Genomic DNA, 18091 nt, shown 5'->3' on the forward strand with positions numbered 1-18091 from the left:
CTCACTTGCGGCCGGCTAGCCTTTGACCGCTCCTTGCGTCATGCCCGACACCATATACTTCTGGCCGAGGATGTACACGATGATGACGGGCAACGACGTAAGAACCAGATCCGCGAACACGAGGTTCCACTTGGTGCTGTACATCCCCTGAAACCGGTACACCATCATCGGCATCGTCCATTTGCTCGCGTCCACGAAATAAAGCTGCGTCGTAATATCGTTCCAGACGCCCATAAAGTTGAAAATGACGAGCGTGATCGTAACCGGCGTCAGCAGCGGGAACACGATACCGAAAAACAGCCGCATTCTGCCCGCTCCGTCGATGATCGCCGCCTCGTCCAGCTCGACGGGCACGGTTTTGACGAACCCGGTGTACAGGAAGACGCCGATCGGCATCGTCATCGACAGCAGCACGACGATGACCGAAGCATAGGTGCCGATCAGGCCCATCCGCTGCAGCAGGAAGAAGGTCGGGATGATCGCCCCCGGCAGCACGATGCCCGACAGGAATACATAATAGGACAGCTCGGTCAGCCTTCCCTTGGACCGGGCAATAACAAAGGCGGCCATCGAAGCGAAGGCGAGCGACAATACGCCGACGACTGCGCAATACAGCATGCCGTTCAGAAACGCCCCCACAATGTCGGCTTCCGCGAATACTTTGCGATAATTTTCGAAGTGCAGCCTTCCCGGCAGGCCGATGCCGAAAAAAGCGGCGTCCTTCTCGTTTTTGAAGGAGTTGACGAGCACCATCCATACCGGGATGACGAAGACGAGCGTGACGAGCAGCATGGCCAGCTCAAGCGGCCATTTGCGGGCAGTAGACTTTCTCATCTCAGTACTCCGCCTCCAGCTTCCTTAATGCATAGACGAGCACAAAGCTCATCAGACAGACGATCACGGTGAACACCAAGCCGACGGCCGAGGAATAGCCCAGCAGCCCGTCCCCGAACGTCTTGAATATAAGCGTTCCGAACACCTGGGTCGCGTCGTTCGGACCGCCGTTCGTCAGCACGAATACCTGGCCGAACACCTTCAAGCCGCCGATCAGCGACAGCACGATGTTGACCGTGATCGACGGCACGATCAGCGGAATCGAGACGTGCCGCAGCTTCTGCCACGCCGTGCAGCCGTCGATCTCCGCAGCCTCGTAATATTCCGGCGGTACGGACTGCAAGCCGGAAATATAGAGCAGAATCGTGACCCCGATACCCGACCATACACTCATGACGATGACGCTATTCATAGCATAAGCCGGATCGACCAGCCATCCCTTGGCGAGCGAACCGAGCCCAACCGCGCGCAGAAAAGTGTTGATCGGTCCCGACTCCGGGTTGTACAGCGCGTTGAACACCGGCCCGACGACCAGGAAGCTCAGCGTCGTCGGTATAAAAAACGCGCTGCGGTAAAACGACTCGAGCTTCAGCTTGGCGTTCATAATGACAGCGAGCAAAAAACCGATTACATTGCTAAGAATGACGGTAGCGAAAGCGAAATAAAACGTGTTGACTATCGATTTTTTGAAAATCGACTCGGAGAGCATCTGCTTGAAGTTATCGAGGCCGTTGAAGCCGAACTCCGTCATGCTGTACACGGACCAGTCCGTAAAGCCGAGTCCGAGGCTGAGCAGGTTCGGTCCGATGAAAAAGACCAGGTAGATGGCCATGCCGGGTAGGAGAAAGGTCAAAGAATAGAAAGATTTGCGTTTGCCTGTCATCGTAAATCACCTTCGATCAAGAAATAAGCCCGCCCTGACGGGCAGGACTTATTTCTGCTTTTTATGGAGCTTTGCTGCCGGATCGGGATCAGAAGCCGGGAATTTTTTTGGCTTTGTTTTTCTTGGCTACGCTGTTGTACAAATCCTCAAGCGCCTTCGACGGGTCCTTGCCCGCGAACAGCGCCTGGCCGGCGGCGCCCATGTCGCCCGAATCGAAGTTCGGTTCGATCGCATTGGCGGCATCGTTGAAGGCGTCGCCCGTCTTGGCGGTGCCGTTGTCGACCAGCGCCTGCAGCTCGGTATCCCAGGGGCTCGCCTTGGTCGGCGCGCCCACGTCGTTCGCGCCGGGCGCGATCTCGTACATCGCCTGCATGACCTTGTCGCTCATGACGAAGTTGATGAAGTCCATCGCCGCCTCCGGCTGCTTGGACGCCGCGGGAATATACAGACCGTTGCCGGAGCCGCCCTTAAAGACGCTCAGATCGGCGGGGTCGTCTCCCCACGAGAACGGCGTCATGCCGATCGAGGCCGCCTTGTCCGGATAGTTAAGGACGAAGTCCTGGTACAGCCAGTTGCCTCCCGCCACAAACGCGGCCTTGCCCTCCGCCAGCGCCTGCTCTGCCATCGGCATCGTCGCCGAAGCCATATCGGCGTTCATATAGCCCTTCTTCTGGAAGTCGGCGATTCGCTTGAACATGTCGACCAGCAGCGGCTCGTCCTGGTACTTCAGCTTGCCTGACGCGACCTGCTGCGCGAAGTCGGGATTCTTCATTGCGATGTACTGCGAGCCGGCGAAGACGTCGATCTGCGCGGTCCACGCCTCCTTGTTAGGCAAGTACAGCGGGATGGCGCCGGCCGCCTTGATTTTCTCCGCCGCCGCGAGGAGGTCGCCGTATGTTTTGAGCGGGAGCGTCACGCCCGCCTTGGCGACGACGTCCTTGTTGTACATCAATCCCATGAACGAGGTGCTGCCGTATGGCGCCACATAGACTTTGTCGTCGCCGGCCCACGTGTATCCGTTTTTCACGGCCCGCGATTTGTCGAGCTTATCCACCCAGGGTCCAGTCAATGGCGCGAGCTGATCCTGCCCGAAGTCCTTAACGCTGGGATTGAAGGCGAACACGTCCGGCACGTCGCCCGTCGCCAGCTTCGCCTTCAGCACGTTCATGAATTGATCGTCCGGGTAGATCTGCGGCTCGATCGTATTGCCCGTTTCCTCTTCGTACATCTTGATCGCCTTTTGCAGGTTTTCCATGTTCCACCAGGCATTATAGGTGGCGAACGTCAGCTTGACCGGCGTTTTATTCGTCTCTGCGGGCGCCGAAGCGCCGGTTGACGCCGGGCTTGCATCCGGCGATGCCGCCGCATTGCCTCCATCGTTGCCGCCGCAGGCGGCCATAAGCAGCACGCTCAGGGTCAATAAGGATAAAGCCGCTTTCCGTCCGTTTCTCATTTTGTTGCAACCTCCCTGTTCGTTCGTCGGTGCGAGAGCTCTCGCCATTCATCATAAAGCAATACGCCATCTCTCAAAATGGACAATTTCGGCCGGACGCGATGGATTATTTTTAAATGGCTTACACGCCGACAAGCCTTATGTTATCGTAGGAGCAGCCGGCGGGCTCAAGCTGCCTGCCGATTCACGGCGACGACCCGAACGAAAGGAAGAATGCCGCTTGCGGATGAGAATCTCTTTTCCGTTCAAGATGTTCATCATCTACTCGACCTTCGTATCCGCAATCATATTGGGATTGGCCGCGCTGTTTTACGTTTATATCAGCCACACGCTCAAAGACAATTCCTACAAGGGAATGGAACAGTCGGTCGGCCGGATCGCGACGCAGATCGATTCGCTCGTCGACCGGATGGACGACCTGTCCAATGTCATTTTTTTCAATAAAGACTTGCAGGAGATGCTGGTGGATACGCTCGAATACGAGAACGGGGATGTCAACTATTTCGACCGCTTCCCGGATCAGCGCAAGCGGATCATCGACGTTCTCCTCTCGATCGTGGGGACCAAAAATCAGGCCAGAAGAGTCGTTATTTTTAACGGGAAAAGCAACTACGTGTCCTGGTCGGTGCTGCCGGACAACAATTTCTCCGTAGCTTCGGATTTGCGCCAGGTTCCTTGGCTGAAGGACATCCGGGCAAAGGACGGCAACTCGGTGCTGCTTCCAGCCGACGATCAGCAGATTTTTCGGGAACAAAATCCCGTCAAACTCATCTCCTTTGCGAGAAAAATGGTATATTCCTGGGGCAATTCATCCCCGCTCGGCTACGTTGTCATCCAGCAGCCCTATGCCTTGCTGGAAGAGATCTGCGCGCCTTCTCTCGTCGGGCAGGCGGAGATTGTCGTCGCCGACGGCAGCGGCACGATCGTCTACCCGGCAGACCTGCAGGGACGGCAGATGGCGGCATTCGGCTCGGATAAGCTCGTCTATCGCGGCGTCGCGCCGCTCTCGGGCTGGACCGTCTACGAGGCGCTTCCCAAAGCGGACTTCATGGCGCCGGTCTACCGGATGCAGCGAATGATCCTTTACGCGGGAATCGGACTGATACTAGGCACGTCGCTGCTCCTGCTGCTCATCACCAATCGATTGACCGTTCCGATCAAGCAGCTGCGCAAGTCGCTGCAGACGATCTCGCTGCACAACCCGGGCGATCCGATCCGGCTGCAAGGCGCCAACAACGAGATTACGCTGCTCAACATGGCTTTTCGCAAGACGCTTCAGCGGCTCCAGGAGTCGATGAACGAAACGATTCAATCGCGTTCCAAGGAGATGGAGGCGCATATGCGAGCGCTGCAGGCCCAGATGGATCCCCATTTTCTCTTCAACTCGCTGATGGGCATCAGCGCCGTCGGCCAGGAGCAGGGGAACGACAACATCGTAGAGATGTGCAGCCGCCTGGGCCAGATGCTCCGCTACATCGGCTCCTATGACGCATCGCGGACGAGCCTGGCGGACGAATTCGCGCATGCGGCCAACTACTTGGCCATGCAGCATTTCCGCTATGAAGACCGGCTGGACTACGAGATTGTCTTCGACGGCGACATGGCATCGATTCCCGTGCCCAAGCTCATCCTGCAGCCGCTCGTCGAAAATGCGTTCAACCACGGCTTCGCGGGCGTCAAGCCGCCCTACCGCATTCGCATCGGCGGCGCAGCGGAAGGCGATACGTGGACGGTGACCGTGCGGGACAATGGCAAAGGCTTCCGACCCGGGGAGCTGGAGAAGCTTATGGCCAAGATCGAGGAACTCGAGAGGCGCCTTGACAGTCACGATTACGAGAACCGTCTGCAAATCGGCGGCATGGCGCTCGCGAATATTTACATTCGCCTGAAGAGTCTGTACAAAAACGAGGCCGTCTTCCTGCTAGGCAGCGACGAGAATGGCGGCGCGACCGTCACGATCGGCGGAAAAATCGCACGCGAAAGGAGGAGCTAGTACGACATGTACAAAATCGTGGTCGTCGACGACGAGCCGCTGCTGCTGCGGAATATTAAGAACAGCATTCGGCAGGCGCATGACGGGTTTGCGATTGTCGGGGAGGCTGCCGACGGCGACGAGGCGCTCGAGCTGATCGCAGCCGCGCGGCCGGACGTCGTCTTCACGGATATCAAGATGCCGACGATGGACGGGCTGACGCTGATCGGAGAGCTGCGCAGACGGGGGCTTGACGCGAAAATCGTGCTGCTAAGCGGCTATCAGGAGTTCGATTACGCAAAAAGAGCCTTGCAGCTCGGCGTGGAGGATTATCTGCTGAAGCCGCTCTCTCCCCAGGCGCTGGGCGACTTGTTGGGCAAGCTGCACGACGTTCTTGAAGCGGAGAAAAGCAAACGGCAGGACGAGCTGCTGGACGACATCGTCCGCAAGGAGATCGATTTTCTCCCCCCTGCGGCTGAGCTGGAGCGGATGTTCCGGGACTATCGCGCCTTTGGTGGGCTGCTGCTGTGCGCGGGATCCGTCAGCAGATTCGGAGGCAATTGGCTGACGCCGGCCAAGGACTTTTGGCTTAAGAACGATCTATCCAGGCTGCTGGGCGAGCTCGTGCCCAAGCCGCATCGGTTCTGGACCGTGCAGCTGAACCATGCCAACGAGAAGCTGGTCATTCTCGCTTCTCCCGGCGCGCCCGGCATGGCATTTGCGGACATCGCCGACCGTTTGTACGACAAGCTGCTGGCGTGCCGGTTCCCGGTCACGATGGTTGCCCGCTCGCCCTTCACAGCCGTGGACGACCTTCCCTATCTGCTCCAGCGGGACCGGATTCTCTTGCAGAAATTCGCCGTCTTCGGCCAGTCCCGGCGAATCGATCCGCATGCCGACGAGCAAAGCGAGCGGACTCCCGATCATCCGCTGGCCGCCAATGCGGAAAAGCTGCTGCTGAACTGGATCGAGAAGCGGCAGCCCGGCCCCTTCAAGGCGGAATTTGCCGCGCTGCTCCGCGACTGCGAACGCCAGTCATGTCCGCAGATCAGGCTGGAAGGCGTGCTCAAGCGGGTCGTCCAGCTATTCCATCAGACGAATCCCGGTCCAAGCCAGCCGCGTATGCTCGAGATCGAGCTGGAAATCGACGAGTTGATCTCCGGCTCATACAAATACGCTGCCCTCCTGGAAGGCATGTGGGTTCTGCTGGACGAGCTGTTCCAGCTCGCGGGGGCCGAAAAACAGGTCAAAGAGGACCAGCCCGCGCTGGTCCTCGAGATGGAACGCTATATTCGCAGCCGTTATACCGAGCTGCTGTCGTTGCCGTCCGTCGCGGCGCACTTTGGCGTCACGCCCGCCGTCGTCAGCAGCCTGTTCAAAAAACACAAAGGCATTCCCCCGATGGAATTCATCATCAGGCTGCGCATCGAGAAGGCTAAAGAGCTGCTTAGCATCGTCCCTCCGTTGACGATCAGGGACGTAGCCGCCGCCATCGGGTACGACGATGCTTATTACATGAGCCGGCTGTTCAAGTCCGTGACAGGCGTGAGTCCTTCGGAATACCGCGAGACGATCTGAGTTATGATTTGCTCCGTCTCCAATCGAACGCTGCAACCGATGCGCATTCAAGTGATCGTTTTCATATATGATTTAAGAATTTCGGTCCCCCAATCGTCGGACATCTACGGGGATCCGTCGCTTGTCTATGATCGCCTAACTAACATCCGAACGATTTAATGTGGTCGTTGGGAAGGAAATTCGTCCCCACGATCGATCATGCGGTATCGAACGGTTTTGCGGTCGTAACTTCAGCGGAAATTTCTTGCAGGCTGGCAGCTCTGTTCGCGAGCAAATATTTAGCCCGCTGAATTCGAAGCTGTTGGATATACGTTACGATCGTGATGCCCGCATATTTCTTGAACACCTGGCAGATATACTCGTATTTGCGTTCGAGACTGCGCTCTATCGCTTCCTTTCTGACGTTTTGTGCATAGGTCTCGTCCAGATAGTTGACGATTTTACGAAATGTAAGAAACGACCCGGAAATTTGAAATTCACGATTGGAGTGAAGCGATTCGTCAGCGATATGCTCCAGAATCCCGGCCAGGATAAGTGACATCCGGTAGCGAAAATACCCTTCCGGCTCATTGGATTCCTTTATCAGCCTTTCGAACTCGGTCATTATCCGGTAGCGGTTCGTCAACTGAAATTGTCTTGGAATGAGCAGTCCATCGACATCTCGGTGAGATGAAGTTCTCAATTCATTGGGCAGAACATGGACAATATTAAGGTCTTCTCTCGCAATCTTCGAGCCGTCCAGCTCAAGCAAAGGCGGATTGGACGTAAACTGCACCCAGAAAAACCTGCCCGAATCTGTTTGCTTCAGACTGGAATGCTGCTCCCAGGGCTTTAACAGTAAAGTTTCTCCTGATTTCAATACCAGGCTGCGCTCCCCCACTTGCAGGTAAACAGGCCCTTCCGCTGCCACGATCAATTCATAATGCGGGTTATAATGGTTGCTCCCTGCTAAGCCGCTACTCGTTTCAAATACGCCAACCCATCTAACATCCAGTGAGGAAGTCCGAGGTAGCGAAAAATATTCCATGCCTTACCTCCCATTTTTGAGACGGTCCTAATCTTAAAGCTGTACATGGATTTAGCAACTCGCTCACTGCTAAGATCAGTATAACAAAAAAATAAGCGCTCAAAAGGAGTTTGAATGATGGCTAGTAAGACCATCGCTGAACAGGACTACTATCGCCGGGTGTATGGAGGCTGGCTTGGTAAAAATATAGGGGGAACGCTCGGAGCGCCGGTGGAAGGCTCCAAGGAGCTGCTCAATTTAACGTTCTATCCAAAATTACCCGATGGACCGCTGGAAAACGACGATTTAGATTTACAGCTCGTTTGGCTGCATGCCTTAGAGCAATACGGAGCGCGATTAACAGCGATCGAGTTAGGACAAGAATGGGTAGAACACGTATTTTTCCCGTTCGACGAATACGGCTATGCCCTAGCTAACTTGCGCAGAGGACTAGCAGCTCCCGTGGCGGGATGGTTCAACAATCCGTTTACCGATTGCATGGGCTCACCTATACGCTCGGAAATATGGGCAATGGTTGCTCCCGGCGCACCACATGTGGCTGCCTATTATGCCTATCAGGATGCGATCGTCGACCATGCAGGCGGTGAAGGCGTATACGGGGAAATGTTTTTCGCCGCTATCGAAAGCGCTATCTTTATCGAAACGGACAGAGACCGATTAATCAACATCGGTCTGCAGCACATTCCTCCGACGTGTCGGACCGCAAAAGCCATTCACGATTTGCTCCGCTGGCACAAGGAAGGTAAGGATTGGTTGGAAACGCGCCGCCTCATTCTTGAGCATCACGGAAACGACAACTTTACGGACGCTCCGCAAAATATCGCTTTTACGATTCTTGGCTGGCTGTACGGAACCGATTTCGAGGACTGTCTGCTGAAGGCAGTCAACTGCGGCTATGATACGGACTGTACCGCGGCTACACTTGGTGCAATACTAGGGATGATTCTCGGACCGGAGCTTCTGCCGGATAGATGGGTTAATCCAGTTGGCGATCGAATCGTCGTCAGCCCACAAATTAAAGGCTTTCCCGCTCCAGCTACTTTGGATGAGCTGACTCATCGCACGATGCGGGCCGGACGCGAAGTATTGGCGACATGGGGGGCCGGAGTAGAAATTCTAGAAGTGCCTGACACGGTGACTGCGCTATGGAACACCCCCTTTACTGCCAATCGTATTCTGCTCCCCCAAGGCACACGGACTACCCGATTAGGCTTAGAACTGACAATCGACTATGGAATGGGTGGCCCTTCGATCGGACGCGGCGGAGCAAAACAACTTTCACTGACTTTAGTGAACCACTCCCGAGAGGCATGGAACGGGAATCTCGATTGGCAGCTACCCGATGCCTGGAGCGGCTCAGGTACTCGCCCCTTTAACCTTGCACCTGGCGGCGTACTGACTTGGACGGACACGATCCATGCACCTGAAGTCATTTCCGTAACGAATGAGATAGCGCTAATCATCCACCGAATCCATGATCATGCCCAATGGTCGAAAGAAACCGTTCATTTCAATCTTCTGGCCGCGTCACGATGGCAAATATCCGGCCCGAATGAATCGGTTATGCAAACGGTCGACTGCGCAGGTGATCGAATTGACTTTAGCAGCGCCTTGAATACGACGGTGCCTGGTAAATATACCGCAGTTTCCAAGCTTGTCAATCCAAATGAACAAGCCATTCGGTTGATCGCAGGAACGGCTAATCCGGTTAAAGTGTGGCTGAACGGAACGATTTTATTCGAAGACGACCAAGAAACGGAGTTTATGCCTGCTTATCACCGTTCGCCGAGAAGCAAGATGCATGAACTAAGCTTGGCTGCCGGCACCCATGATATCCGGATCGAGATCATGAAGGACGAAAAGCCTCTCGAGCTTTTCATTCTTCCGATCCTCGCAGAAAACTTATCTAAGATCGGAGAGTTTTTTTACTTAATCGAAGTATATTTCGATGCACATGCACCTTCTGTTCTAGCTGAATAAAGCACAATTAATAATAATTATTGAAACGGGCTGGAATCACAATTCATCGTGATCCCAGCCCGCTTGGTTCGCGAGCTATCGCTCACTTTCTAAAATTCGATGCCCTGCTCCGCGATCGTAGATGCGTTGCGGAAGTCCGGCATGTCCATGGCTCTGCCGCCGTTCATCGCCGACAGCTCCGACAGAAGGGCGACCGCCGTCCACTCGCAGGCATCGTAGACGTCGATAGCTGGTTTGCCAGCCCCTCTTACGGCATTGATGAAATCTTCGACGATAAAATAATCTCCGCCCCAATGGCCCGCCGAACGTTGTTCTTCGGTCGCCTTCTTGTATCGTTCCGGCAAATAGTCGTCGAAGTCGCTTAGCGGACGCCACTGCGGATCTTCGGCCGAGCTGCCATCCCCATCTATCCAAATTTTGTGCGTATCGCCAAGTCCGCGCGGCGCTTCGTAACAGCCTTTGGTTCCTTGCAGCGCATAATAGGACATATTGTGCGGCCGCTTGGACATGCAGTCGAGTCGCAGCTTGATGAGCTTGCCGCTTGCCATCTGACAGATCGTAATCGACGTATCTTCTTGACGAAAGCGATTATCCGTATGCCAGCCGGCTCCGAATGTCGAGACAGTGCGAATACGATCGCCCTGAAACCATTGCATGATCGGCCCGAGGCTGTGCGTCGGGTAAAAGTTGCCCCGCTTGCCAAGCTGCCAATAGTTGCGCCAGGTCGGCTTGCCGATATGCGCTTGCCGTTCCACGCGGTTCGCTTGAAAAGCCAGGTTGCGAATGTCGTGCAAATAATCGCCTTCGCCAAAGTAGACCTCTCCGAACAACCCTTGTTGGACCATTTGGAAAATTTGCTGATTTTGCGGGATGTAGCAATAGTTCTCAGCCATCATATAAACCTTGCCCGATGCTTCCACGGTTTCCTTCAGCCACCACAATTCGTCCATCGCCACGGCGGCCGTTACTTCGCAGAGCACGTGCTTGCCGGCTTGCAACGCGGCGATCGACTGCGGAACATGCAGCTGCATCGGTGTCGATACGACTACCGCGTCGATATCCGATTCCAGCATATCTTCATAGATGCGGTAGGTTCGGGGAATGCCATGTTCCTTCGCCTTCAGATCTAAATAATCTCCGTCCAAGTCGCATAGCGCGACAACCTCCGTGTCTTCAATCCCTTGAAACCCCTTAAGTGCGCTCAGCCCTCTTGCGCCTGCGATTCCCACTTTAAGCATTGTGTCTCGCTTGCCCCCTATCGCTGATTGTATTCATCCAATCCGCACGAAGCGCCAGCCCATGATCTATGCATACAGCTTTTATTACCCCTGCTGCCCTGCGGTTGTACTCTCGTTCGGATTGAATTGACTCTTTCCTTCGAGAAGCGTATGATGGTATTAAAACCTGGTACTAATACCTGGCGCCAACCCAAGGAGGATTCTGCCATGTCTCTCCAATCCCGTTCCGCTATCACCGCCATCGGCAGCCATCTGCCGCAGCGCATTCTGAACAACGATGAGCTATCCGCCCTGGTCGATACGAACGACGAGTGGATCGTCCGCCGTACGGGCATCCGCGAGCGCCGCATCGCCGCGGACGGCGAGTTTACAAGTCACCTCGCCATCGCCGCCTTGCGGGATCTGCTGAGCAGATATCCGACTTCGACCGACGACATCGACGGCGTCCTCGTCGCCACCACGACGCCCGACCATCCATTCCCTTCGGTCGCCTCGCGCGTGCAGGAAGCATTCGGCTTCAAGGCCGCGCTTGCGTTCGACCTGAACGCCGCATGCGCGGGCTTCGTCTCCGCGCTTCAGACGGCGAACGGGCTGATTCTGACCGGCATGTACCGCAAGATCCTCGTCATCGGCGCCGAGACGCTGAGCAAGATCACGGATTACGCGGACCGCTCCACCTGCATCCTGTTCGGCGACGGCGCAGGCGCCGTGCTCGTCGAGCGCGCGGACGAAGGGCGCTTCCTGGCGTCGCACGCCGTGACGGACGGCAGCGGCGGCATTCACGTGTATGCCTCGGGCCTATCGAGCGATTGGAACGGCCAGCCGCTCGCCGGCGACGGGCGCATCGTGCAGAACGGCCGCGAGGTGTACAAGTGGGCGCTCTCTACCGTGCCCGACGGCGTGCGCAGCCTGCTGCAGGACAGCGGACTGGCTGCCGAGCAGCTCGACTGGCTCGTGCCGCACAGCGCGAACCTGCGCATGATCGAGGCGATCTGCGAGCGGCTCGATATGCCTTACGAGCGCGCGCTGACCAGCGCCGCCGAGTACGGCAATACGTCGGCGGCCTCGATTCCGCTGGCGCTGGACCTCGCAGTGAAGGACGGCCGGCTCGCAGCCGGGCAGACGGTCGCGCTATACGGGTTCGGCAGCGGTCTGACGCAGGCGGGATTGCTGCTTCGCTGGGCAATCTGATCTGATCTGGTCTGGTATGAATGAATGCGGTCATGTTACAAACGATTCGCCATCCATGACGCTTGCCCCCGGTCAAGCGTCGTGCCTTCCTTCCCCTCTTGGACATAGACTGTTATGTAGAAGAGGCGGGGAAAGGAGGGCATGCGATGTCGAGCCCCTTGGTTAGCATCATCATCCCTTTTTATAACGACGGCTACGTCAATCAGGCGGTCGCCAGCGCGCTGGCACAGACCTATCAGCATATCGAGATCATCGTCGTGGACGACGGATCGACCGCAAACCAGCATCTGCTGGATCCGTACCGGTCCAGAATCCACTACGTCGGCAAGGCGAACGGCGGCACGGCGAGCGCGCTGAACCACGGCATCCGCATGTCCAACGGCGAATATATCGCGTGGCTGAGCTCCGACGATATTTTTTATCCGCACAAGGTAGCCGGCCAGCTCGGCCATATGCTGACGCGAGGCGCGCTGATCAGCAGCACGGACTTCGACCTGATCGGCGCCGGCGGAGAGCTGCTCAAGCCGCAGCTGGCCGTCAAGTTCGCCAGCGCCGGGGCTTTTTTACGCGGACTTCACACTTTTTGCCCGATCAACGGCTGCACCGTTATGATGCATCGCAGCGTCGTCGACCGTATCGGATGGTTCAACGAGGCGCTGCGCTACACCCAGGATTACGACTACTGGCTCCGGGTGATTTTGACGGGCTTCGACTTTCACTTCGTCAACTCGCCGCTCACCGCCTACCGCTGGCATGCCAACTCGGGCACCTCCCGCCACTTGGACCAGGTCAACGCGGAGTTCGCCATGGTCCACAACTGGTACGTACACGGCTTGAACGGTCTGATCGCCCGCGTGGGCGGATGATTGCACGATAAAAGGACGCAGCGGCGAACGAACGCCGGGCGTCTTTTTGACGTTGCGTCTAAGAATGAGCCGCTCCGCCGCACGCAAAAAGCCGTCCAGCCGCAACTTTCCCGGCTGAACGGTTTCGCTTTGCGAGAGCCTTCCTTATCTTCCCCTGCCCGCCGGCGGCCGCAACGCAGTGAGCAACCGGGTCAGGCTTCCTCTGTATTTGGCCGCTGTCGCCATGAATTCCGCCTCCGCTTCGCCTTTGTGGAGAACCGTCCCCATTCCGGCATGCTTGCGGTATTCGGTGAGCGGCTCGTTCAGATAGGTCGGCGGATAGCCGGCCAGTACCGCACGGACCCATAAGTCATAATCGTGCGTAAAAACCGCGCCTTCGTCGAAGCCGCCCAACTGCTCGAACAGCGATTTACGCAGCATGACCGTGCAGCCGTTGATTGCGTTCGAGCGCAGCAGCGACCGGTAGAAGTCGTATCGGCTCTCAAATGCGAGCCTCACCGGCTTCGAGCCCGGCACGCCGGCGGCGTCGATCGTACGGAAGGCGGTATGGCTGAGCGCCGACCCGGTCCGCTCCATATGCTCGACCTGGCGCGCCAGCTTGCCCGGCAGCCATCGGTCGTCCGAGCTCAGCCAGGCGACGTATTCGCCCCGCGCCATGCGGAAGCCGTGGTTAAGCGCGCTCGCCGTGCCGCCGTTGGCTTTGCCGAGCACGTGAATGCGGCCTGCGTACCGGTCGAGCCGCCACGCTTCGCGCGTAGAGCCGTCGTCAACGACGATGACCTCCAGCCCTTCGAAGCGCTGCGCCAGCGCGCTCTCGACGGCTTCCCCGATATACGGATCGTTATAAAAAGGGATGACGGCAGTTACCTTCGGCCGGACTGCGTCCTGACCGCCGACCGGGCTGCCGCCCTTGCCCGCACCTGCGCTGCTCATGCTCGGTTCCTCCTCCCCGATGAGGCTGCTGCGTCCGGTCAATGCCATTCAAGCCTTTCAAGCCTTTCAAGCCATTCAAGCCATTCAAGCCATTCGAGCTATTCAAGCTATTCAAGCCATTCAAGCCATTCGAGCTATTCAAGCTATTCAAGCCATTCAAGCCATTCAAGCCATTCAAGCCATTCAAGCCTTTCAAGCCATTCAACTCATTCGGCCAAGCCGTTCATTCCGATTCGGCCGCGCGCTCCCGTTCGGACTGCAGCGTATCGGCAATCGAACGCTCGAACGGCACGGACGGCTGCCAGCCGAGCTCGCGGATGGCCTCCGCGTGCCGCGCCTGCGGCGACGGACCGCCAGCCGACCCGATCTCCCAGCGCAGCGGCACGCGGCTCGCCTGGTCGAAGGCCGCCTTCACCTCGCCGAGGCTGCGCAGCGTGCCCGACTCCAGCGCGTAGCGGATGCCGGACGTGCCGGCCCGCAGCAGCACGGCGTATGCCGCGGCGGCATCGCGCACGTCGAGGAAGTCGCGGCGTTCCTCCAGCGAGGACAACCGGAACGGCCCCGGCTCCCGGTCCGTCCCGGCGTCCCGCTCGCAGGCCGCGGCCCAGCGCGCGATCTTGCCGCAGATGCCGGCGCTGCCGCCGGGCCCGATCAGGTTGCACGGCTCGGCGACGATCACCTGCTGCCCGTACCAGTGGTGCCAAGCCAGCGCGGCCGTGACCTGCAGCGCCTTACTGAAGCCGTACGGATGCAGCGTGCGCGTCAGATCTTCGTCCGGGCGCGGACTCAGCATCGAGCCGACCACAAGCGTGCGGCAGTCCGGGAGCGCGCGGGCGCCTTCCAGCACGTAGACCGTGGACAGCAGGTTGGCGGACAGCACGGCGTCCGGCGACCGCCAGGATTCGTCCACCGCATTGCGGCCGGCCAGATGGAGCACGGCGTCGGGCCGCGCCTGCTCAAGCAGCGACCGGACGGACGCGCGGTCCGTCAGATCGCAAGCAAGCTCGGCCGCCGCGCCCAGAACTGGCGGGCGCGCGCCAGACGCCGAAGCCCGCGGAGACACGACGGCTGTCACCTCCATGCCTTCCTGTGCCAGCCGTTCGCACGCGTGCCGGCCGCTGAAGCCCGCGGCGCCAGTGACCAGCACCCGCATCAAACCGCTTCGCCCTCCATCCACTGCCGCAGCTCCGCCAGCATTTGCGCATACCCGGGAGGCCGGTAGTCGAAGCCGCTATTCGTCGGCGCCAGCGTGCGGTCGATCGAAGGCTCCGCTTCCGGCACGATTTCCACGTCCGTCCGTCCGAACGTCTCGGCGAACAGGCCGAGCAGATCATGCTTATTAACCGCTTCGGGTGCCGTCAGATGCACGAGACCGCCGACGCCGGGATGTTCCATCGCCCATTCCACGGCCTTGGCGAGCTCGAGCGTCGTCACGCCGTTCCAGTGAACGTTGAGATAGCCCGACACGCTGCCCGAGCTGCCAAGAAACCACTTGAGCAGACCGATCCCGTGAGTGCGCAGCTCCGGCCCGATGATGGACGTGCGAAGCGTCAGGCATGCGGGGTCGGTAATCTCGCCGAGCGCCTTGCTGCGCGCGTACACCGTCTCGCCGTCCGGCCGCTCCTCCTCCGTATAGCCGCCCCGGTCTCCGAGAAACACGCAGTCCGAGCTGATATGAATCAGCCTGCCGCCTCCGCGCTTGCACAGATGTCGCAGCCAGTGCGGCAGCAAGCCGTTTACGAGGTACGCGTCCAGCGGGTGGTCCTCCGCCTGCCGATTCAGCACGCCCACCGCATTCACGATGAGGTCCGGCTGCGTCTCGGCAACCAGATCCGCGACCTGCTCGAAGCGCCGGACGTCCAGCACGCGGACGGCAAGCGCCGTCCGGACGCCGTCGTCCGCGGCCCCGGCCTGCGCGGCGCTGTCCGCGACGCCGCAGGCATTCCGCACGACCGGGATATCCCCGGCCGTCCGTACCGTGACCGTCACCTCGTGCCCGGTGCGCTTCAGCAGGTAAGCCGCGATGACATGCCCCGCCATTCCGCTTCCGCCAAGCACCAGCACCTTCATTGGAGGAACCCCCCACGCACCAGCATGCCGCGGATTTCCTCATGATTCATAAGTCCGGTCCCCGAGCTGTAGCTATGGAGCTCCGCACGCGGATAGGCATCGTAATGCGCCTGAAGGCCTTCGAGCTCCAGCGTCGGCAGAATAACCAGGTACTGATCGTCGTACTCGACGGTGCTCTGGCTCTCGTATTCGGTGAGCAGGATCTCGTCGAGCTTTTCGCCGGGACGTATGCCCGTCTCTACGACCTCCGCGGACTTGCCCATCGCGTCCATGAGCACTTCGGCCAGGTCGATGATCCGGCAGGTCGGCATCTTCATGACGAAAATCTCGCCCCCTACGCTGACCTCCACCGCCTTGAACAGCAGCGTGATCGCGTCCTGCAGCGTGAGAAAGAAGCGCGTCATATCTCGGTGCGTCAGGTTGACCTGGCCGCGGTTTTTAATATGGTCCATGAACAGGTGGATGACGCTGCCGTTCGTGCCCAGCACGTTGCCGCCCCGGACGCAGACGAACTTCGTGTCGGACTTCAGCAGGTTCGCGTACACGATGAGCTTTTCGCCGATCGCCTTGGTCATGCCGTAAAAGTTGGACGGATTCGCCGCCTTGTCGGTCGAGATGTTGATGACGCGGTCCACTTTATTTTCGATCGCCGCTTCGATGACGTTTTGCGTCCCGAGCACGTTGGTCTTGAGCGCTTCGTACGGCTGAATCTCGCATACGGGCACATGCTTCAGCGCCGCCAGGTGGAACAGAATATCCACGCCCTGGCAAGCTTTGGAGAGCGCCTCGCGGTCCCTTACGTCCCCGATGAAAAAGGTCAGCCTCGCGTCCTCGAACTCGCGGCTCATCGCCACCTGGCTCGACTCGCTCCGTGAATAAACGATGATTTCCTTCGGTCCGAGCAAGAGCAGCTGACGTACCAGCTCATGCCCCCACGAGCCGGTGCCCCCGGTTACGAGGATGCGTTTGCCTTCATACATCCATAATCCCTCCAAGCACGTATTTGGCCACCTTTGAAGATACTTGACGGTCCCCATAGCCCTCCGGCAGCTGCCAGCCCGTGCCGAGACGGATCATCGCGTCCGCGGACCGCGCGATCGCTCGCGCTTCGACGCCGGACACGATGTTGCTCCCGCAATCGACCGTCTCCGGCCGCTCCGTCGTCCGCCGCACCGTGACGGCCGGCACCTGGAAGATGCAGCATTCCTCCTGCACCGTGCCGCTGTCGGTCAGCGCGCAGCGCGTGCTGCGCTCCAATTGGACAAAATCGAAAAAGCCGAACGGCTCGTGAAACTCGAGCAGTGGGTGGATCAGCTCCGCCATGTCGGTGGTGAGGCGCGAGCGCGTCCGCGGGTGCAGGCTGCAAATGAGCCGCATCCCCTGCTGCTCCGCCACCATCCCGAGGCCGGTCACGATTTCCCGCAGCCGTCCCGGATCGTCGACGTTTTCCGCGCGGTGGATCGTAGCGAGCAGGTAGCCGCCGGGCTGCAGCTTGAGCCGTTCCAGCACATCGCTTGCGTCGATTTTCGGCTTGTAGTGCTCGAGCACCTCGAAGATCGGATTACCCGTCTTGAAGATTCGCGCGACGGGGAAGCCCTCGCGCAGCAAATTTTGCTTGCTGTTCTCCGTATAAGGGAGATTGGCGGTCGATACCGCGTCGATGATGCGACGGTTTTTCTCCTCCGGCACGGCCAGGTCGAAGCAGCGGTTGCCCGCTTCCATATGCACGACCGGGTAGCCGAGCCGCTCGGCGAGCACCGCGCACAGCGCGCTGTTCGTGTCGCCCAGCAGCAGCACGCGGTCCGGCCGCTCGCGCAGCAGCACCTCTTCGACCGCGGCGAACGTGGCGGACAGCTGCGCGCCGACCGTTTCTTTGCGTGCGGTAATTTGCACGTCGGGCTGACGAAGCTCCATTTCCTCGTAGAAAATGTCGTTCAGCCTCGGCGAGAAATTTTGCCCGGTATGCACGATGACGTGACGACCTGAGAGATCGTCCAGAAGGCGCGTGAGCAGGCTGAGCCGGATGACCTCCGGCCGCGTGCCCAGGATCGTGACGACTCGCATGC

At 58.6% G+C, this 18091-nt stretch carries 15 protein-coding genes; 5 read left to right on the forward strand and 10 right to left on the reverse strand.

Going from position 1 to position 18091, the window contains the following annotated elements; all coding sequences use genetic code 11:
- Positions 1-15: 15 nt before the first annotated feature.
- The 3 genes from ACFOTD_RS14655 to ACFOTD_RS14665 all read right to left on the reverse strand — a co-directional run bounded on the left by ACFOTD_RS14655 (position 16) and on the right by ACFOTD_RS14665 (position 3170).
- Positions 16-834 carry a carbohydrate ABC transporter permease gene (locus tag ACFOTD_RS14655; protein ID WP_378119942.1) on the reverse strand — a complete coding sequence of 273 codons (819 nt, stop codon included), beginning with the start codon at positions 832-834 and terminating at the stop codon, positions 16-18.
- Position 835: 1 nt separating this feature from the next.
- A complete protein-coding gene (locus ACFOTD_RS14660; RefSeq protein ID WP_378119944.1) occupies positions 836-1717 on the reverse strand; it encodes a carbohydrate ABC transporter permease in 882 nt (293 codons plus the stop codon).
- A gap of 88 nt (positions 1718-1805) precedes the next feature.
- Positions 1806-3170 carry an ABC transporter substrate-binding protein gene (locus tag ACFOTD_RS14665; protein WP_378119946.1) on the reverse strand — a complete coding sequence of 455 codons (1365 nt, stop codon included), beginning with the start codon at positions 3168-3170 and terminating at the stop codon, positions 1806-1808.
- A 226-nt stretch (positions 3171-3396) separates the two neighbouring features.
- Between ACFOTD_RS14665 and ACFOTD_RS14670 the strand changes: the two genes are divergently transcribed.
- Both ACFOTD_RS14670 and ACFOTD_RS14675 read left to right on the forward strand, forming a co-directional pair.
- On the forward strand, positions 3397-5163 hold the full coding sequence (locus ACFOTD_RS14670) for a sensor histidine kinase (protein ID WP_378120086.1): 1767 nt from the start codon (positions 3397-3399) through the stop codon (positions 5161-5163).
- A 6-nt stretch (positions 5164-5169) separates the two neighbouring features.
- Entirely contained in the window at positions 5170-6720 is a 1551-nt protein-coding gene (locus ACFOTD_RS14675) for a response regulator (RefSeq protein WP_378119948.1), read from the forward strand.
- A 196-nt stretch (positions 6721-6916) separates the two neighbouring features.
- Here ACFOTD_RS14675 and ACFOTD_RS14680 read toward each other — a convergent pair whose 3' ends face one another.
- Positions 6917-7747 carry an AraC family ligand binding domain-containing protein gene (locus ACFOTD_RS14680; RefSeq protein ID WP_378119950.1) on the reverse strand — a complete coding sequence of 277 codons (831 nt, stop codon included), beginning with the start codon at positions 7745-7747 and terminating at the stop codon, positions 6917-6919.
- A 117-nt stretch (positions 7748-7864) separates the two neighbouring features.
- Here ACFOTD_RS14680 and ACFOTD_RS14685 point away from each other — a divergent pair, with 117 nt between their 5' ends.
- Positions 7865-9727: an ADP-ribosylglycohydrolase family protein gene (locus ACFOTD_RS14685; RefSeq protein ID WP_378119952.1), complete on the forward strand. Its 1863-nt coding sequence runs from the start codon at positions 7865-7867 to the stop codon at positions 9725-9727.
- 89 nt (positions 9728-9816) lie between these two features.
- Here ACFOTD_RS14685 and ACFOTD_RS14690 read toward each other — a convergent pair whose 3' ends face one another.
- Entirely contained in the window at positions 9817-10965 is a 1149-nt protein-coding gene (locus tag ACFOTD_RS14690; protein ID WP_378119954.1) for a Gfo/Idh/MocA family protein, read from the reverse strand.
- 207 nt (positions 10966-11172) lie between these two features.
- On the opposite strand from ACFOTD_RS14690, the gene ACFOTD_RS14695 reads away from it, so the two are divergent.
- Positions 11173-12156 carry a ketoacyl-ACP synthase III gene (locus ACFOTD_RS14695; protein ID WP_378119956.1) on the forward strand — a complete coding sequence of 328 codons (984 nt, stop codon included), beginning with the start codon at positions 11173-11175 and terminating at the stop codon, positions 12154-12156.
- A 146-nt stretch (positions 12157-12302) separates the two neighbouring features.
- Complete coding sequence (locus tag ACFOTD_RS14700; RefSeq protein ID WP_378119958.1) at positions 12303-13022, forward strand: glycosyltransferase; 720 nt, start codon at positions 12303-12305, stop codon at positions 13020-13022.
- A gap of 144 nt (positions 13023-13166) precedes the next feature.
- Here the strand turns inward: ACFOTD_RS14700 and ACFOTD_RS14705 are convergent, their stop codons facing one another.
- The 5 genes from ACFOTD_RS14705 to wecB all read right to left on the reverse strand — a co-directional run bounded on the left by ACFOTD_RS14705 (position 13167) and on the right by wecB (position 18089).
- The gene (locus ACFOTD_RS14705) at positions 13167-13955 is read right to left on the reverse strand and encodes a glycosyltransferase family 2 protein (protein WP_378119959.1); all 789 of its coding nucleotides are present in this window, start codon (positions 13953-13955) and stop codon (positions 13167-13169) included.
- Between the two features lie 223 nt (positions 13956-14178).
- Positions 14179-15108 carry an NAD-dependent epimerase/dehydratase family protein gene (locus ACFOTD_RS14710; RefSeq protein ID WP_378120088.1) on the reverse strand — a complete coding sequence of 310 codons (930 nt, stop codon included), beginning with the start codon at positions 15106-15108 and terminating at the stop codon, positions 14179-14181.
- A complete protein-coding gene (locus tag ACFOTD_RS14715) occupies positions 15108-16025 on the reverse strand; it encodes a dTDP-4-dehydrorhamnose reductase family protein (RefSeq protein ID WP_378119961.1) in 918 nt (305 codons plus the stop codon). The genes ACFOTD_RS14710 and ACFOTD_RS14715 overlap by 1 nt, the downstream gene beginning before the upstream one ends.
- A complete protein-coding gene (locus ACFOTD_RS14720) occupies positions 16022-17005 on the reverse strand; it encodes an SDR family NAD(P)-dependent oxidoreductase (protein WP_378119963.1) in 984 nt (327 codons plus the stop codon). Before ACFOTD_RS14720 ends, ACFOTD_RS14715 begins: the two co-directional genes overlap by 4 nt.
- Entirely contained in the window at positions 16998-18089 is a 1092-nt protein-coding gene (gene wecB, locus ACFOTD_RS14725; protein WP_378119965.1) for a non-hydrolyzing UDP-N-acetylglucosamine 2-epimerase, read from the reverse strand. The genes ACFOTD_RS14720 and wecB overlap by 8 nt, the downstream gene beginning before the upstream one ends.
- Between the last annotated feature and the right edge of the window lie 2 nt (positions 18090-18091).

Source organism: Cohnella sp. GCM10012308, assembly GCF_042649185.1.
Classification (GTDB): Bacteria; Bacillota; Bacilli; order Paenibacillales; family Paenibacillaceae; genus Cohnella.

Bases quoted from the DNA above. Each gene is read 5' to 3' on its own strand.
- ACFOTD_RS14655 (WP_378119942.1), bottom strand. From the start codon at position 834: ATGAGAAAGTCTACTGCCCGCAAATGGCCGCTTGAGCTGGCCATGCTG.
- ACFOTD_RS14660 (WP_378119944.1), bottom strand. From the start codon at position 1,717: ATGACAGGCAAACGCAAATCTTTCTATTCTTTGACCTTTCTCCTACCC.
- ACFOTD_RS14665 (WP_378119946.1), bottom strand. From the start codon at position 3,170: ATGAGAAACGGACGGAAAGCGGCTTTATCCTTATTGACCCTGAGCGTG.
- ACFOTD_RS14670 (WP_378120086.1), top strand. From the start codon at position 3,397: ATGAGAATCTCTTTTCCGTTCAAGATGTTCATCATCTACTCGACCTTC.
- ACFOTD_RS14675 (WP_378119948.1), top strand. From the start codon at position 5,170: ATGTACAAAATCGTGGTCGTCGACGACGAGCCGCTGCTGCTGCGGAAT.
- ACFOTD_RS14680 (WP_378119950.1), bottom strand. From the start codon at position 7,747: ATGGAATATTTTTCGCTACCTCGGACTTCCTCACTGGATGTTAGATGG.
- ACFOTD_RS14685 (WP_378119952.1), top strand. From the start codon at position 7,865: ATGGCTAGTAAGACCATCGCTGAACAGGACTACTATCGCCGGGTGTAT.
- ACFOTD_RS14690 (WP_378119954.1), bottom strand. From the start codon at position 10,965: ATGCTTAAAGTGGGAATCGCAGGCGCAAGAGGGCTGAGCGCACTTAAG.
- ACFOTD_RS14695 (WP_378119956.1), top strand. From the start codon at position 11,173: ATGTCTCTCCAATCCCGTTCCGCTATCACCGCCATCGGCAGCCATCTG.
- ACFOTD_RS14700 (WP_378119958.1), top strand. From the start codon at position 12,303: ATGTCGAGCCCCTTGGTTAGCATCATCATCCCTTTTTATAACGACGGC.
- ACFOTD_RS14705 (WP_378119959.1), bottom strand. From the start codon at position 13,955: ATGAGCAGCGCAGGTGCGGGCAAGGGCGGCAGCCCGGTCGGCGGTCAG.
- ACFOTD_RS14710 (WP_378120088.1), bottom strand. From the start codon at position 15,108: ATGCGGGTGCTGGTCACTGGCGCCGCGGGCTTCAGCGGCCGGCACGCG.
- ACFOTD_RS14715 (WP_378119961.1), bottom strand. From the start codon at position 16,025: ATGAAGGTGCTGGTGCTTGGCGGAAGCGGAATGGCGGGGCATGTCATC.
- ACFOTD_RS14720 (WP_378119963.1), bottom strand. From the start codon at position 17,005: ATGTATGAAGGCAAACGCATCCTCGTAACCGGGGGCACCGGCTCGTGG.
- wecB (WP_378119965.1), bottom strand. From the start codon at position 18,089: ATGCGAGTCGTCACGATCCTGGGCACGCGGCCGGAGGTCATCCGGCTC.